A 16,425-nucleotide genomic window follows, 5' to 3' on the forward strand; every position below is an offset into this window, starting at 1 on the left:
TCTCCTTAGTAGCTACCATGAGTGTTGTTTTCAATTTCTTCTACCGTTACTCTGCGCCACATTTTTACGTAACACCAAGTGGTGTAGGACAATATTAGTGGTACAAAAATACACACTGCAACAAACATTATATTGAGCGTTTTATGGCTCGATACCGCATCCCAAATTGTTAAGCTAATATTAGGGTTATTACTTGATGGCATAATAAATGGGAACAGAGAAACACCGGCCGTCATAATTACGCCAATTAACATTAAGCTTGTTGAAATAAGTCCAAGTGCAGGTTTATTTAATTTTGAAAACACAAGTGCACTTAATGCCATTGCAAAGGCTAAAATAGGGAAGGTCATTGTCCACGGACGAGTGCTGTAATTACTTAACCAAGCACCTTGCGCTGTAGTGACTACTTTAGCTAAAGGGTCTGCATGACTTTGTGTATCAGCCATAGATACAACTTGGTAACCCGTTAAGTTAGCCACCCAAAAACCAGCTGCAGCAAATAACACGATAAACACAATAAGAGAATAGCGACCATATTGACCCGAACGCTCTGCGACCACACTTGCTGTTCTAAGTTGTAACCACATACCCGCATGCGCAACTAACATGGTAATACTCACTAAACCTGCAAGTAATCCAAATGGGTTAAGCAAGCCAAAAAATGATCCTTGGTAGCTTACACGCATAAGGTTATCAATATTAAACGGTACGCCTAAAAATAAATTACCAAACGCAACACCAAATACTAATGCTGGAATTGCGCTGCCTGCAAGCAAGCCCCAATCCCAGTTATTGCGCCAGCGTTTTGAGTCTACTTTACTGCGGTAATCAAATCCAAGTGGTCTAAAAAACAAAGCAAAGAGTACTAGCATCATGGCAAAGTAAAAGCCCGAAAATGCAGCTGCATAAACCATAGGCCACGCCGCAAATAACGCGCCGCCTGCAGTTATAAACCATACTTGGTTACCATCCCAATGCGGGCCAATTGTGTTTATTACTGTGCGGCGCTCTGAATCTGTTTTACCAACGAGGCGGAGCAACATAGCAACGCCCATATCCATACCATCGGTAATAGCAAAACCAATAAGCAGCACACCAATGATCAACCACCAAAGCATTTTTAACGTTTCATAATCAAAAATCATGATTGCTCTCCTTCAGTTTTATCAGCTTTGCTTGGTAATTCAAAATGATACTTACCAGTATGTAGCGAGCTTGGCCCTTGCTTAACAAAGCGGATCATCAGCCAGCCTTCCACAATGGCTAAACCAGTATAGAAAACAATAAACCCAGTTAAGCTAATTAAAATATCGTTTACTGTTAGTGACGACGTGGCTAAAAAGGTCGGCAGTATTTCAGATATAGCCCAAGGTTGACGACCATACTCGGCAACAATCCAGCCAAACTCAATCGCTATCCAAGGTAGTGGAATACTCAATACGGCAGCCCATAACAACCAGCGTTTTTGCTCAATAACGCGGTGTGCGTTGTAGTAAAATGCCAATATAAATACACCTAGCATGGCCACACCACAGGCAACCATAATCCTAAATGACCAAAACATAGGGCCTACTTTAGGAAAAGAGTCTTTAACAGCTTTTTGAATTTGTTCTTCAGTAGCATCTACAACATCAGGTGTGTAGCGCTTAAGTAGCAAGCCATAGCCTAAATCATCTTTTAGAGTATTAAATTTGGCGATATTATCTGGCGTATCTTCACCGTCTCTAAGTTTTGTAAGGTATTCATAAGCAATCATACCGTTGCGAATACGTACTTCATGTTGTTTTTCTAGGTCGTTAATACCCGTTACTTGCTCATCTAGTGAGCGCGTAGCAATTAACCCAAGTGCGTAAGGTATTTTAACCGCCGCATGTGTTACTTGCTCTTCTGAATCAGGAAAACCAAATGCGGTAAACGCAGCCGGAGCTTCTTCTGTGTGCCATTCGGCTTCAATTGTGGCAAGTTTTACTTTTTGGACTTCGCCTACTTCGTAGCCTGATTCGTCACCGAGTAAAATTACACACAAAATTGACGCTAAACCAAAGCCTGATGCGACTGAAAAAGAGCGTTTAGCAAATGCTAAATCACGACCCTTCAATATGTACCAGCTACTAATACCAAGCACAAACATAGACGCTGCTACATAACCTGCCGATACAGTATGAATAAACTTAACTTGGGCTACAGGGTTAAACACAAGCTCTGCAAAACTGGTCATTTCCATGCGCATGGTTTGATAGTTAAATTCAGCGCCTACTGGGTTTTGCATCCAACCGTTGGCAATTAAAATCCACAGCGCCGACATGTTAGTACCAATGGCCATTAAAAAGGTCGCGCCTAAATGTTGGCGTTTAGAAAGCCTGTCCCAGCCTAAAAAGAACATACCCACAAAGGTCGATTCTAAAAAGAATGCCATTAAACCTTCAATAGCCAGGGGAGCCCCAAAAACATCACCTACGTAATGGGAGTAATAAGACCAGTTAGTACCAAACTCAAATTCCATGGTAAGGCCTGTTGCCACACCAATAGCAAAGTTAATACCAAACAATTTTCCCCAAAACTTAGTCATATCACGATAAATTTCGCGACCGGTCATAACATAAACCGATTCCATAATAACTAAAATCCAGGTCATACCTATCGTTAACGGTACGAATAAGAAATGAAAGAGAGCGGTAACAGCAAACTGTAATCGCGATAGATCCACAAAGGTTTCATCTATCATTATTGGCTCCTTGAGAGTGACGGATTAACAGGGCAACATTTTATTGGCAAAGTTAAGATTTAATGAACTTTCAGTAATTACTGAAAGTTTGCAATAGTATTTACGTTTGTGCAATTTTTGTCAACATACATATTAGTAAAACTTAATATATATTTCCTATGCTACATCAGTATTAAAAACAAACAACATAAAGCCTTAACTTACGTGATAAAAAACCAGTTATTTAAAGCGTTTAACCAAACAGTAAAACACGGTAAACTAACAAGCATGAACGCCTGGTTTACTTGTGAAATAAAATCAAATGAATAAAGATAAAAAACAACTACGAATTGGTATTGTGGCAGGTGAACTGTCGGGCGATATTTTAGGTGAAGGCTTAATTAAAGCCCTTAAGAAACACTTTCCGGACGCTATTTTTGAAGGAATAGCAGGACCTAAAATGCAAGCGCAGGGCTGTAAAACACTTTACGACATGGATGAGCTTTCGGTTATGGGGCTTGTTGAGGTGCTAGGGCGTTTACCACGTTTGCTTAAAATACGTAAACAACTCGTGCAGCATTTTGTAGATAACCCACCTGATGTATTTATAGGTATTGATGCACCGGATTTTAACTTACGTGTAGAAAAGCCACTTAAAGATGCGGGTATTAAAACCGTACAGTATGTAAGTCCGTCTGTTTGGGCGTGGCGCGAAAAGCGCATTCATACAATAAGTGCAGCCACTAACTTAGTGTTAGCATTATTACCATTTGAAAAAGAGTTCTACGATAAGCACCAAGTGCCATGTACATTTGTGGGGCATACCTTGGCAGACGACATAGCACTTGAGCACGACGATACTAAAGCACGAGAAGAACTCGGCTTAAGCCTTGATGACAAAGTACTGGCGCTGCTACCTGGTAGTCGAGGCTCTGAAGTTGGTTTGCTAAGCGAGACTTACATTAAAACAGCCGCGGAGCTGCAAGCTAAAAACCCCAATCTTAAAATTGTGGTGCCGTTGGTTAACGAAAAACGCAAAGCGCAGTTTAGTGATATATTAAACGCTACCGCACCAAACCTTAATGTTAACCTGCTTGATGGGCAATCAAAATTAGCGATGCAAGCTGCTGATGCTATTTTATTAGCCTCGGGCACAGCAACACTTGAAGGTATGCTTTATAAAAAACCAATGGTTGTGGGCTATAAAATAAAGCCTTTGAGCTATTGGATTTTTAAAACTTTATTTACGTTTAATATTAAGTACTTTTCGCTGCCTAATTTATTAGCTGACGAAGAGCTAGTGCCTGAGTTTTTACAAACCGAGTGTAATGTGACTAACTTAACAAACGCACTTACCCCTATGCTTGACACAGATAACAAAGAGCTAAAAGCACGCTTTTTAGCTATTCACGAAAAAATTAGATTAAATGCCAGTGAACAAGCAGCCAATGCTGTGGCGGAGTTAATAAATGCAAATTGATAGACCCAATGTATCCTTAATTGCTGGTGTAGATGAAGTAGGGCGCGGCCCGCTTGTTGGTGATGTAGTCACTGCCGCCGTCATTTTAGATCCCACTAAACCAATTGCAGGTTTAGCAGATTCTAAAAAATTAACGGATAAAAAACGCCAAGCACTTGCAGTTGAAATAAAAGAAAAAGCATTGTGCTACGCGTATGGACGCTGCAGTCCAACAGAAATTGATGAGTTAAATATTCTACACGCAACGATGCTTGCCATGACTCGCGCAGTAGAGGCATTAAGCACACAACCTGAATTTGTATTTATAGATGGTAATCGATTGCCAAAACTCACTATGCCAGCACAAGCTGTTGTTAAAGGTGATAGCTTAGTGGCCGAAATTTCAGCAGCGTCTATTTTAGCTAAAGTAGCGCGCGATGACGAAATGCTTGAACTTGATGCACGCCACCCAGAATATGGTTTTGCAGGGCACAAAGGGTATCCCACTAAAGCGCACTTTGCAGCACTTGAACAATACGGTGCAATTGACGAGCATCGTAAAAGCTTTAAACCTGTGCAGCGCGTTTTGGCGCAAGCCAATGGTGAGGGCTAAGCATGGCTGCTCCTGATTTTGTTCATTTAAGAGTTCATTCAGACTTTTCGATGGTTGATGGCCTTGCTAAAACAAAGCCAATCGTCGCAAAAGCGCAAGAGCTGCAAATGCCAGCCATTGCAATTACCGATCAAATGAACTTTTGTGGTTTAGTGCGTTTTTATGGCGCCACGCATAATGCAGGTATTAAACCTATAGTGGGTGCTGACTTTTGGGTTCGTAGCCCAGAGTTTCCTGATGAGCCAAGCCGCTTAACTATATTAGCCAAAGACAACGACGGCTATAAAAATATTACCTTGCTGATATCTAAAGCTTATCAGCGTGGGCATGTATTTCATCGCCCTGTGATTGACCGCGAGTGGTTAGTTGAGCTAAAAGCAGGCTTAATTATTCTCTCAGGCGCTAAAGACGGTGACTTAGGTAAAGCATTATTAAAAAATAATCCGACTGTAATTGAATCGGTTGTTAGTTTTTATAAGCAGCATTTTAGCGATAACTACTACCTAGAGCTTGTTCGCACCAATCGACCGCTTGAAGAAGATTACTTGCACATGGCGGTAGAGCTTGCTGCTAAAGAGCAACTACCGGTTGTAGCGACCAACGAAGTGGTGTTTTTAAAGCCCGAAAACTTTGAAGCGCACGAAATTCGTGTTGCTATTTTTGACGGTTACACGCTCGATGATAAGCGCCGCCCTAAACGGTTCTCTGAAGAACAATATCTAAAAACACCTGAGCAAATGGCTGAGTTGTTTAGCGATATTCCAGAGGCACTACAAAATACCGTAGAAATCGCTAAGCGTTGTAATGTAACTGTGCAATTAGGTACTTACTTTTTACCTGATTACCCAACCGGCTCGCTTAAAATTGAAGACTTTTTAGTTAAAGTGTCACAAGACGGCCTTGAAGAACGACTACAGTTTTTATTCCCCGACGAAGAAGATAGAAAAGTAAAACGTGTTGAATACGATGAGCGTCTTGCAATTGAGCTCGGTGTAATCAACCAAATGGGATTCCCAGGTTACTTCTTAATCGTAATGGAGTTTATTCAGTGGAGTAAAGATAATAATATTCCAGTTGGACCTGGTCGTGGTTCAGGTGCGGGTTCGTTAGTTGCGTACGCGCTTAAAATTACCGACCTTGATCCACTTGAGTTTGACTTACTCTTTGAGCGATTCTTAAACCCTGAACGTGTATCAATGCCCGATTTCGACGTCGATTTTTGTATGGATAGACGAGACGAAGTAATTGATCACGTGTCGGCTTTGTATGGTCGGGATGCGGTTTCGCAAATTATTACCTTTGGTACCATGGCTGCAAAAGCGGTAATACGCGATGTAGGGCGAGTGCTTGGCCATCCTTACGGGTTTGTTGATCGAATTTCAAAATTGATTCCGGGTGACCCCGGTATGACACTTGCCAAAGCGTTTGATGTAGAACCGCGCTTGCAAGAAGCCTACGATGGCGACAATGAGGTAAAAGACTTAATTGACATGTGTCGCATCCTTGAAGGGTGTACACGTAATGCCGGTAAACATGCGGGTGGCGTAGTAATATCGCCAACCACTATTACCGACTTCGCTGCGCTTTATTGCGATGACGAAGGTAAGTTTCCAGTAACACAGTTTGATAAAAACGATGTAGAAACAGCAGGCTTAGTTAAGTTCGATTTCTTGGGTTTACGTACACTGACTATATTGCAGTGGGCGGTCGATATGACCAATGTGCGCATGAAGCGCCAAGGTAAAGACCCCGTTGATATAAACACCATTCCACTGGATGATAAAAAAAGTATTGAGTTGCTACTTCGCGCCGAAACGACCGCTGTATTCCAGCTAGAGTCGCGTGGTATGAAAGACCTAGTACGCCGCCTTAAGCCCGACTGCTTTGAAGATATGATTGCACTTGTGGCCTTGTTCCGACCAGGTCCGCTGCAATCAGGCATGGTAGATAACTTTATCGACCGAAAACTGGGCCGAGAAGAAATCTCATACCCAGATGCGCAGTATCAGCACGAAAGCTTAAAACCAATACTTGATCCAACTTACGGCATTATTTTGTATCAAGAACAAGTAATGCAAATTGCGCAAGTACTGGCAGGTTACACGCTAGGTGGCGCCGACATGCTGCGTCGTGCAATGGGTAAGAAAAAACCCGAAGAAATGGCAAAGCAGCGTTCAACGTTTGAAGATGGTGCAAGAAATAACGGCATTGACGGCGAGCTTGCGATAAAAATCTTCGACTTGGTAGAAAAGTTCGCAGGTTACGGTTTTAACAAATCTCACTCAGCAGCTTACGCACTCGTATCGTATCAAACATTGTGGATGAAAACGCATCATCCTGCAGAGTTTATGGCTGCGGTAATGTCGGCCGATATGGATAACACCGACAAAATAGTTATTTTGGTGGATGAATGTGAAAACATGAAGCTCACCTTATTACCACCAGACGTAAATGCAGGTGAGTTTAAGTTTACAGTAAACCTTGAAGGTGAAATTGTTTACGGCATTGGCGCGATAAAAGGCGTGGGTGAAGCACCGGTTGATGCAATCCTAGAAGCGCGTGCAAAAGGCGGCCCATTTAAAGATTTATTTGATTTTTGTGCCCGTGTTGATTTAAAACGCTTAAATAAACGTGTTACCGAAAAATTAATTTACGCGGGTGCTTTGGATCAATTAGGACCAGAGAAAACCCAATCTGGGCGTGCTACATTACTAGCCAGTTTAAAAGATGCTATGCGTGCGGCCGATCAACACAACAAAGCTGAGCAATTAGGACAAAGTGACTTATTTGGTTTATTAGCCACTGAGCCTGATGAAGTTGAACAAGCTTTTATTAAAGCCACAGGGCTTACTGATAACGAGTGGTTAGATGGCGAAAAAGAGACGCTAGGCCTTTATTTAACTGGGCATCCAATAAATCAGTACCGCCGTGAGCTTAGGCATTACACTAGCGGAAAAATAGTTGATTTACAGCCAACTAATCGTGATGTGTTTGCAACGGCAGCTGGTTTAGTTATTGCTTCTAGAGTATTAATTAATAAAAAAGGAAATCGTTGGGCCTTAGTAACTTTAGATGACAAGAGTGCACGGATTGATGTACGCTTGTATTCAGACGAGTTTGAAAAGTACCAAGATATGCTCCAAGTTAACAATATCTTGGTAATATCTGGACAGGTCAGCTTTGATAACTTCTCCGGTGGTATTACAATGACCGCCAGAGAAATAAACACCATTGCTCAAGCGCGTGAAAAGCGTATTAAAGCGATTAAAATGACGCTGAACATGGTGCAAATCGAGGCAGGTTTCTTCGATAAATTACAAAAAGTACTCGAACCCTATAAAATGGGAACGTGTCCGATCAAGGTTTATTACCAACGTCCAGATGCGTTGGCGCAATTAACTCTTGGGATCGAATGGTGTGTTACGCCAAGTGACGACTTAATCCATAAGTTATCACTAATGGCTGCGCAAGATGTAGAACTAGAATTTAACTAATTAGGTAGTTTAGAGCATGAGCCTCAATTATCTTGATTTTGAGCTTCCAATTGCAGAATTAGAAGCAAAAATTGAAGAATTACAAAGTATCAGCCGCGCTGGCGAATTAGACCTTGAGTTAGAAGAGGAAGTCAGCAAATTAAAAGAAAAAAGTGCCAAACAAAAACAGGAGATTTTTTCTAATTTAGGCGCTTGGCAAGTATCACAGTTAGCACGTCATCCGTTGCGTCCTTACACTCGAGATTATATCGAGCGCATTTTCACGGAATTTGACGAGTTTGCTGGCGATCGTACTTTTGCTAACGATCCAGCTATTTTAGGTGGCATTGCGCGTTTAGATGGCGAACCGGTAATGGTTATTGGCCAACAAAAAGGTCGTGATACTGCTGAAAAAATTAAACGTAACTTTGGTATGCCAAAGCCAGAAGGTTACCGTAAAGCATTACGCTTAATGGAAATGGCTGAGCGTTTTAAAATGCCAATCATGACCTTTATTGACACACCAGGTGCATACCCAGGTGTTGGCGCTGAAGAACGTGGTCAATCTGAAGCAATCGCACGTAACTTAAAAGTAATGGCGTCACTTAAAGTGCCGACAATATGTACGGTTATTGGTGAAGGCGGTTCAGGTGGTGCATTAGCGATTGGTGTTGGCGACAGAGTTAACATGTTGCAGTACAGCACTTATTCTGTAATTTCGCCTGAAGGTTGTGCGTCTATTCTTTGGAAAAGCGCTGACAAAGCACCGCTTGCAGCAGAAGCAATGGGTGTAACCGCAGAGCGCGTTAAAGAGCTAGACTTAATCAACAACTTAGTTGATGAGCCACTAGGTGGTGCACATCGTAATTACGATGCTATGGCACGTAACTTAAAAGTACGCCTTAAGCGTGACCTAGCAGACTTACAAGCACTTACGCTTGAAGAAATGCTTGATCAACGTTACAAACGTTTAATGTCGTTTGGTTATTGCTAAACACATTAATTGTTAAAAAAAAGCCGCTTATGCGGCTTTTTTGCTTTAAAATGTTCAGAGTTTTTATATAAAAGTGCGGCCATATGCATACAACAGCAATTTATCAGCAATTAAAAAAATCACTAAATAGCTATATTGAGCAAGGTAACACTGTTTTTACTGTGGCGCTTTCTGGTGGTGTTGATTCTGTGGTGTTGCTGCATTTAATGCGTGCTTTAAGAGCCGATAACCCTGCAATTGATGTATCGGCTATTTATGTTCACCATGGCTTGAGCCAGTATGCCGATGACTGGCAACGCTTTTGCAAAAATGTATGTATTGAGCTTGATGTGCCTTTTAAAGTCGCAAAAGTTGTAATTGAGCAGCAGTCGCGTACGAGCCTTGAAGCCCAAGCTCGCGATGCACGTTACAAAGCACTTGATGAGCTAAGCCCACAAGGCAGCATTGTTTTATTGGGCCAACATTTAAACGACCAAGTAGAAACGTTTTTACTGCGCTTAAAGCGTGGCTCGGGTTTAAAAGGGCTTGGCGCCATGCACCAAGCGCGTTTGCTGCAAAGTGGCCGTGTATGTTTTAGGCCATTGTTAAACGTAAAGCGAAGCGATATAGAAGCGTTTGCGGCACGCTTTAGTATTAACCACATAACTGATGACTCAAATACAGATGAAAGTTTTGACCGTAACTTTTTACGCTCAAAAATAGTACCTGTGTTAGCCGAGCGTTTTACTGGGTTTGAACAATGTACAGCACGAAGTATTGAGCTACTACAACAACAGCAAACACTACTTGATGAGTACACTCAGCTTGATTTAAATAAGTGTATTAACGAGTACCAAGCACTGTGCATTAGCCAAATAAGCGAATACAGCTCAGCGCGTATTGCAAATATAGTACGTGCGTGGCTTGCATTATTTACACAGGTCATGCCATCGCAAAAGCAGCTTGAGCAAATTATTAATCAAGCAATGTGCGCAAAAAACGACGCGCAAATGCGTATTGATTTGCTCTATGGGCAAATACGTCGTCATCAAGGTTATTTGTATTTTGTAACACCAAGTGAAGTATTAACAGATATTGAGCTAAATCATTCGCAGCTAAAACTTGCAGACGGGCGCTTATTAATTAAAAGCATTGGTTTTGGAGTAAGACCTCCACACTCAAATGAGCAAGTAATAGTGCGCTTTAATTGCAATAGCGCACGTATTAAACCACTTAAAAAGCCTGGTAGTAATACAGTTAAGCATTGGTTTAAAGATGCAAAAATAGCGCCGTGGCTACGCGCCAGTGTGCCACTTATTTTTTATAATGATGAATTAGTTCAAGTGGTTGGTTGTTTTATAAGCGCTAAGCATGTTGATGAAAAAGGTATTTTTTGGGAGTGTAAATAAATGAGTAAACAGCCGCATGTTGGCTTATCGTTAGTAAAAAAAGCGCCAATGGGTATGCTAATAACAGCGCTTATTGCTGTTATCGCTAATGTTTTACTTGAGTTAAATATAGTTACGTTAGGTTATGCAGTCGCTGGTGGGATTGCATCTGCAGTACTTTTATTAGCTTATTGGTTAGGTAAAGGTGGATTGTTTTTTATTTTAGGCGTGAGTCTGCCACTGCTTTTAGTATTATTTACACCGCTTGCGACTATTACTGCATTACTTAATTTAATTAGCGGGTTCTTTTTTGGTTTTTGTGCTGCGTTGTTTATTTATAAATTGGTATGTGCAAAGCCTAGCGGGGGAAGCTAGGCTTTTTTATTTAATGCAGTTAAGTAAAGGCTAATATGCTTTTGCGCAGTTTCTACCTGATGCCTTTGCTTTGTATAAACCTTTATCGGCTCGAGCAAATATCTCAGTTTCGCAATCTTGGCTGTTAGCTAAAGTAAAACCAATACTGGTTGTTACTTTATACTTAGACATTAATGGCGATTTTCTTACTAAGCACATTATACGCTCAGCAATCACTTTATTAGTTGTAAACTCAGGGTCTTCAATAAGTAAAGCAAACTCATCACCACCAAATCTAAATACCGAATCAGTGCCGCGTATACTGCTACACAGTACTTTTGAAAATTCTTTAAGTGTATCGTCACCAATTTTATGGCCGAAGTTGTCGTTAACTTGTTTAAAGTTATCTAAATCAAGCAACATTAAACTAAATGGGCGTTGATAACGGCGACAGTTTTCAAGCTTTTGAAGTAAAAAGTCATTAAATTGACTACGATTATTTAAACCGGTTAACGCATCCTTTGTGGCAAGCTTTAGTACGCGGCTATACATCATCGCATTACGAAGTGGATAAACCAGAGCAGTATGTAATGTATGTAATTTTTTCTCAATTGCGTGACCAAGCGGGAATTTACTAAAATAAATTAGCTGCCCTAAGTGGTCTTTATTAATCGCTAAATCAAAAATATAGGGTGTACTATTTGTATCACTTTGTGATGTTTGAGCAGTACCTAAAGTTGATTGAAACTGCAATCCAGAAAAATTGAGCAATTGTTTTGCAAATTTAGCGTAAATAGCCAGAACATCCTCGATCACTAAGCTTGTTTGTAGCTCTGCGACGAGTTCATGCGTTTCAGTTATTTCATTTGTAGGTGAGTGTTCAGCCGAAAACGGCAAAAAATCACCGCGACCAGACACACGCTGCGTCAAAATATGGACGTTTTCCATTAAATTCTCCCCCGAGGGTGTTACTTTGCAATAACTAAGCTATTTTTGTGCCATATTTTAAAATTGCATGAAAAACATATGGTTGTTATATTTACTTACAAGCTACTAGTTTAATTTAAACGCGAGGCTGCATTTGCAAAGTATTAATGCTCAAATTTTTGGCTTATTAGTCGCGGCAGTTCTTTTTGTGTGGTTTTTTAAGCGCATTGGCTTGCCGCCTATTTTAGCGTACCTAGCAACGGGGGTTTTAGCCGGTAGTCATGGTATTGGCTGGCTTGCACAATCTCACGAAATAGAGTTTGTAGCTGAACTGGGTATTGTGTTTTTGTTATTTAGTTTAGGGCTAGAATTTTCTATTTCTCGACTAATGGCAATGCGCAACCTAGTATTTGGTTTGGGCTCATTACAAGTAGGTATAACCAGTTTACTCTTCATTATTATTCTATATTGCTTAAACTTTTCATTACTCACCAGTTTTACCATCGGCACAATTATGGCGCTTTCTTCAACCGCTGTAGTAGTTAAGCTATTAAAAGAAACGGGGGAGCTCAATCAGCGCCGTGGGCAATTAGCCGTTGGTGTTCTACTTTTTCAAGATATTGCTGTTGTTCCTCTATTAATAATACTTCCTTTATTTGCATCAAGTGACTCTCAAAGTATTGGCTGGGCTTTAGCGTTTGCCCTAAGTAAAGGCGCATTTGTATGTGTGCTTCTTTGGGCAATTGGTAAATGGGTATTGCCCATTGTGTTTAAAGAAATAGCGCAAGTACGAACCGATGAGTTATTTGTACTTACCACCATATTAGTCGCGTTGTTTGCAGGCTTTTTAACGTATATGTTTGGCTTGTCTATGGCGCTAGGTGCTTTTTTAGCCGGAATGATGTTAGGTGAGAGCCATTACAGGCATCAGTTAGAGGCCGATATACGCCCATTTCGCGATATTTTAATGGGGCTATTTTTTGTTACTGTAGGTATGCAGCTAGATATTTTATTTGTACTGGGGCATATCGTAATAATTATTGGCGCCTTGCTGGGTTTACTGGTGTTAAAAATTGCAGTGGTAGCCTTTAGCGCGCGGCTAATGCATGAGCGAAACCAAGATTCACTCGCCTGTGGCATTATGCTGTGGCAAATGGGGGAGTTTGGCTTTGTACTTATTGCACTTGCTGGCCAGCATCAATTATTAAATTCAGAGCAAGCTTCATTTTTAATTGCCCTTGGTGTGCTTTCAATGGCATTTACCCCATTTTTGATTGATAAAACGCCATTTATTTTAAAGCGTTTAGGCATACTCGATCGCCCAAGTTTGGCGCTCGAGAGTGAGCCACAAAGTAGTACGCTTTATAGTGACCATGTTGTTATTTGTGGTTTTTCGCGAGTTGGGCAAACTATAGCGCGTTTTTTAAAGCCCGAAGCAATAGACTATGTTGCGATTGAAAGTAACCCAATTTTAGTACAAGAAGGCAAAGCGGCGGGTGAGCCTGTCATATTTGGCTATGTTAAACAAAAAGATATTTTAAAGTGCGCAGGAGTAGAGCGAGCTCGCTTGGTTATTATTACTTTTACAGAGTTTGATCATGCACAGGTTGTTATTGATGCCATAAAGCAAATAGCACCCAATGTTAAAATACTCATTCGTACCCGTGACGATAGCCAGCTAGATTATTTAAAAGAGCTAGGTGTAACCGAAGTAGTACCTGAGTCGTTAGAGGCAAGCTTAATGCTCGTGTCGCATGTGTTGTCTATGTCGGGCGTACCGATGACGCGTATTGTGCGAAGAGTAAGTAAAGAGCGTCGTAATCGTTATCCGTTAATGCAAAGCTTTTATGCAGGCTATTTTAAAGATAATGAAGATACATCAAGTGACCGGTTAGAGTACTTACATGTGGTTGCTCTGCCTGATAAAGCTTATGCAGTTAATAAAACAATCGAAAATCTAAATTTAGAAAAGCGTCGGGTACTGGTAAAAGCGCTGCGCAGAGAAGGGGCCGAAATAGACACGCCATCAGCACAAACAACCTTATTGGCTAATGACGTTTTAGTGTTACAAGGTAAACCAAGGCGTGTTGAGCGGGTAGAGCACTACCTGCTCGACGGAATAGAATAACGTTTCTGTTTGAGCTTAATCTAGTTCTAAAAACTTGCGTATCTCCGGTAATTTTTTCATACCGTCTTCATAACCAATTTGCATTAAATGCTGGGTGTAGCGTTTTTCAAACAATAGATAACTGGTTAAGCTCGATTGCGAATGTTTTTTAACACCTATGGTACGTAGCAATACTTTTATAGCCCAAGGCATATCATCGTAATACTGCGCTGCAATAGCATTAAAGTTTTGCGATGGGTTAATTACAAAGGTATCTATTTGTTTAAGTTCTTGATGTTTATCACGAGCGGGTAATAGCCCTAATGTGCGGTTAACACGAGCCAAACGCTCTAAATCCGATTGCATAGTGTCGGTAAATACACTGTCTAGTAAATGCCCCGCAACAGCAGATAGTCCAGGATAATGTGGCGAATAACCCGGTGGGTGTAATTCTTTAGGTTGGTCTACCCCAATAATAAATATTTTTTCAGCGCCTAAATGAATCGACGGACTCAGCGGAGAAAGTTGATGTATAGATCCATCACCAAAGTAATGGTTATAAATATTTACACTTGGAAACACCATAGGAATGGCACTTGATGCCATTAAGTGCTCAACATTAATACGAGTTGCGCGGCCTTCGCGTTTAGCACGTTGCCAAGATGTTTGCGTATTAGATTGAAAAAATGCAACCGAGTCACCCGTTGTATAACTTGAGGCTGTAATAGACAGCGCATCTAAATAATTACGGTGTAAATTGCGCTCAATGCGGTGTAAATCTAAAATCTCGTTTAATAAACTACGCAGAGGGCGGTTATTTAGTAAGCTCGCTGGTGGGTGGTTAATATGCTCTGACTGAAAGCTCGTTAAGATATTGCGAGCAATATGACCAAACACGCTTAAAAAGTCACTTTTATAGACCATAGAGGTTGAAAAGTTTTTCCAAACTGATTCGAGCTTTCGTACAGCCAAATGCGCACAAGAAGCGTAACATGCCAATGCAGCAGAGTTAATAGCGCCAGCGGAGGTGCCATTTATTACTCTAAATGGCAATGGAGCAGTACGAGGCATACTATGAGCTAGCGCTTTTAGCACACCGACTTGATAAGCAGCTCGTGCGCCACCACCTGTAAGTAATAAGGCAGTTTTAGGTTTTTGTGGATCAACTTGCTTGATTTTCATATTGGTGGTTAAACTGTTCTACGTCTTTACTTTATTTATTAACTGTAAGTCTTTAAGCTAGAAGAATCAAAGGATAACTGCCCTAATGCTTATTACATTATTTAATCACCCAATTTAGTAGGTAACTTACTTTGCTATAATTGCCGTATTATAAAATGTCATAGTATTTGTGTAAGAATGAATTTAATCCACTTAGCGTACTCTAAGTGATATCGCATTTTAATTTTTATGGAGTTCGTATGTCAGATAAACCAGAAGCATCAGATGTTCAAAAACGTCCACCTAATAACAATATTCTTTTCGCCGTTATTATTTTAATAGTCGTAGCATGTGCGGCCGCCTTCGTATTGCTCACACCAAGTGACGAGCAAGAAACACGCACTGAGGTAGAGCCCGCAGTTAAAGAGCAACCTATGATGGAGCTTAAACCCGAGAACGACCCAGTGGTAGACGCGCCATCTGTAATGCCAGAAAAACCAGCCGAGCTTGAAGTACCAGTACAAAGCCCGAGCGAGCCGGAGCATGAAGTAGAGCCACTACCAACACTTAACGAAAGTGATGCAGTTGTGGTTGCTAAAATGGATGAGTACCTAAGCGACTCAGTAATGAGCCTAATGGTGACCGACGATGTAATTCGCCGTGGTGTTGTATTTGTAGATAACCTAGCTAAAGGTAAGGTAGCTAAAAAGCACACGCCTGTTGTACAGCCAGAAGAGAAATTTAGCGTTAATGAAGGGGATATCCTCACAATTAACCCTAACAGCTACGAGCGTTATACCCCGTATGTGAAAATATTTACCAGTATGAGTGCAGCGCAAGCCGTTCGTATGTACGAAGAGTACAAGCCACTTATTAATAATGCATACAGTGAAATTGGTTATGGCGATGATGAGTTTAATCAAACGCTAACCGATGCAATCGATTTATTACTTGATACGCCAGAGCCTGAAGGTGACTTGCCGTTACTTCGCGATTCAGTGACGTATCAGTATGCGTTTTCGGAGTGGGAGCAATTACCTGCTGCGCAAAAACAGCTTTTACGTATGGGTCCAGAAAACATGAAAAAAGTAAAAGCAGCACTTCGTAATATAAAAGCGCAGTTAGAGAACAATTAATACGCACTAAAACAGCTAAATATGCCGCGATTGTATATGAAGTATGCAATCGCACTTTCTTTTTTGATTATCCCTTGAATAACAGAGTAAAAGTAGAGATAATCCCTCCCGCGCCAACCAAGGCCCTCAA

12 protein-coding genes are annotated in these 16,425 nt (G+C 41.0%); 8 read left to right on the forward strand and 4 right to left on the reverse strand.

Annotation, left to right across the window (positions count from 1 at the left end; translation table 11 throughout):
• Positions 1-5: 5 nt before the first annotated feature.
• The gene (gene cydB, locus GQR47_RS10185) at positions 6-1,145 is read right to left on the reverse strand and encodes a cytochrome d ubiquinol oxidase subunit II (protein WP_002958302.1); all 1,140 of its coding nucleotides are present in this window, start codon (positions 1,143-1,145) and stop codon (positions 6-8) included.
• Positions 1,142-2,725 (reverse strand): cytochrome ubiquinol oxidase subunit I, encoded by a 1,584-nt coding sequence (locus GQR47_RS10190; RefSeq protein ID WP_024596255.1) that lies wholly within the window; start codon positions 2,723-2,725, stop codon positions 1,142-1,144. Before GQR47_RS10190 ends, cydB begins: the two co-directional genes overlap by 4 nt.
• A gap of 301 nt (positions 2,726-3,026) precedes the next feature.
• Between GQR47_RS10190 and lpxB the strand changes: the two genes are divergently transcribed.
• The 6 genes from lpxB to GQR47_RS10220 all read left to right on the forward strand — a co-directional run bounded on the left by lpxB (position 3,027) and on the right by GQR47_RS10220 (position 10,985).
• Positions 3,027-4,184 (forward strand): lipid-A-disaccharide synthase, encoded by a 1,158-nt coding sequence (gene lpxB / locus GQR47_RS10195; RefSeq protein ID WP_024596256.1) that lies wholly within the window; start codon positions 3,027-3,029, stop codon positions 4,182-4,184.
• Positions 4,174-4,776: a ribonuclease HII gene (gene rnhB / locus GQR47_RS10200; protein ID WP_165723758.1), complete on the forward strand. Its 603-nt coding sequence runs from the start codon at positions 4,174-4,176 to the stop codon at positions 4,774-4,776. Before lpxB ends, rnhB begins: the two co-directional genes overlap by 11 nt.
• A 2-nt stretch (positions 4,777-4,778) precedes the next feature.
• On the forward strand, positions 4,779-8,270 hold the full coding sequence (dnaE, locus tag GQR47_RS10205) for a DNA polymerase III subunit alpha (RefSeq protein WP_002958298.1): 3,492 nt from the start codon (positions 4,779-4,781) through the stop codon (positions 8,268-8,270).
• A gap of 16 nt (positions 8,271-8,286) precedes the next feature.
• Positions 8,287-9,243 carry an acetyl-CoA carboxylase carboxyl transferase subunit alpha gene (accA, locus tag GQR47_RS10210; protein ID WP_002958297.1) on the forward strand — a complete coding sequence of 319 codons (957 nt, stop codon included), beginning with the start codon at positions 8,287-8,289 and terminating at the stop codon, positions 9,241-9,243.
• 83 nt (positions 9,244-9,326) lie between these two features.
• Positions 9,327-10,631: a tRNA lysidine(34) synthetase TilS gene (gene tilS, locus GQR47_RS10215; protein WP_024596258.1), complete on the forward strand. Its 1,305-nt coding sequence runs from the start codon at positions 9,327-9,329 to the stop codon at positions 10,629-10,631.
• The gene (locus GQR47_RS10220; protein ID WP_024596259.1) at positions 10,632-10,985 is read left to right on the forward strand and encodes a hypothetical protein; all 354 of its coding nucleotides are present in this window, start codon (positions 10,632-10,634) and stop codon (positions 10,983-10,985) included.
• A 30-nt stretch (positions 10,986-11,015) separates the two neighbouring features.
• Here the strand turns inward: GQR47_RS10220 and GQR47_RS10225 are convergent, their stop codons facing one another.
• Positions 11,016-11,912, reverse strand: coding sequence for a GGDEF domain-containing protein (locus GQR47_RS10225; RefSeq protein WP_024596260.1), 897 nt, complete (start codon positions 11,910-11,912; stop codon positions 11,016-11,018).
• A 133-nt stretch (positions 11,913-12,045) separates the two neighbouring features.
• Between GQR47_RS10225 and GQR47_RS10230 the strand changes: the two genes are divergently transcribed.
• Positions 12,046-14,019, forward strand: a complete 1,974-nt coding sequence (locus GQR47_RS10230) for a monovalent cation:proton antiporter-2 (CPA2) family protein (RefSeq protein WP_024596261.1) — start codon at positions 12,046-12,048, stop codon at positions 14,017-14,019.
• A 15-nt stretch (positions 14,020-14,034) separates the two neighbouring features.
• On the opposite strand, the gene GQR47_RS10235 is transcribed toward GQR47_RS10230, so the two are convergent.
• Positions 14,035-15,180 carry a patatin-like phospholipase family protein gene (locus GQR47_RS10235; RefSeq protein ID WP_002958292.1) on the reverse strand — a complete coding sequence of 382 codons (1,146 nt, stop codon included), beginning with the start codon at positions 15,178-15,180 and terminating at the stop codon, positions 14,035-14,037.
• Positions 15,181-15,419: 239 nt separating this feature from the next.
• Between GQR47_RS10235 and GQR47_RS10240 the strand changes: the two genes are divergently transcribed.
• Positions 15,420-16,295, forward strand: a complete 876-nt coding sequence (locus GQR47_RS10240) for a DUF3014 domain-containing protein (protein ID WP_024596262.1) — start codon at positions 15,420-15,422, stop codon at positions 16,293-16,295.
• Positions 16,296-16,425 lie beyond the last annotated feature (130 nt).

It is taken from the genome of Pseudoalteromonas sp. Z1A2 (assembly GCF_011378755.1).
Taxonomy (GTDB): domain Bacteria; phylum Pseudomonadota; class Gammaproteobacteria; order Enterobacterales; family Alteromonadaceae; genus Pseudoalteromonas; species Pseudoalteromonas distincta.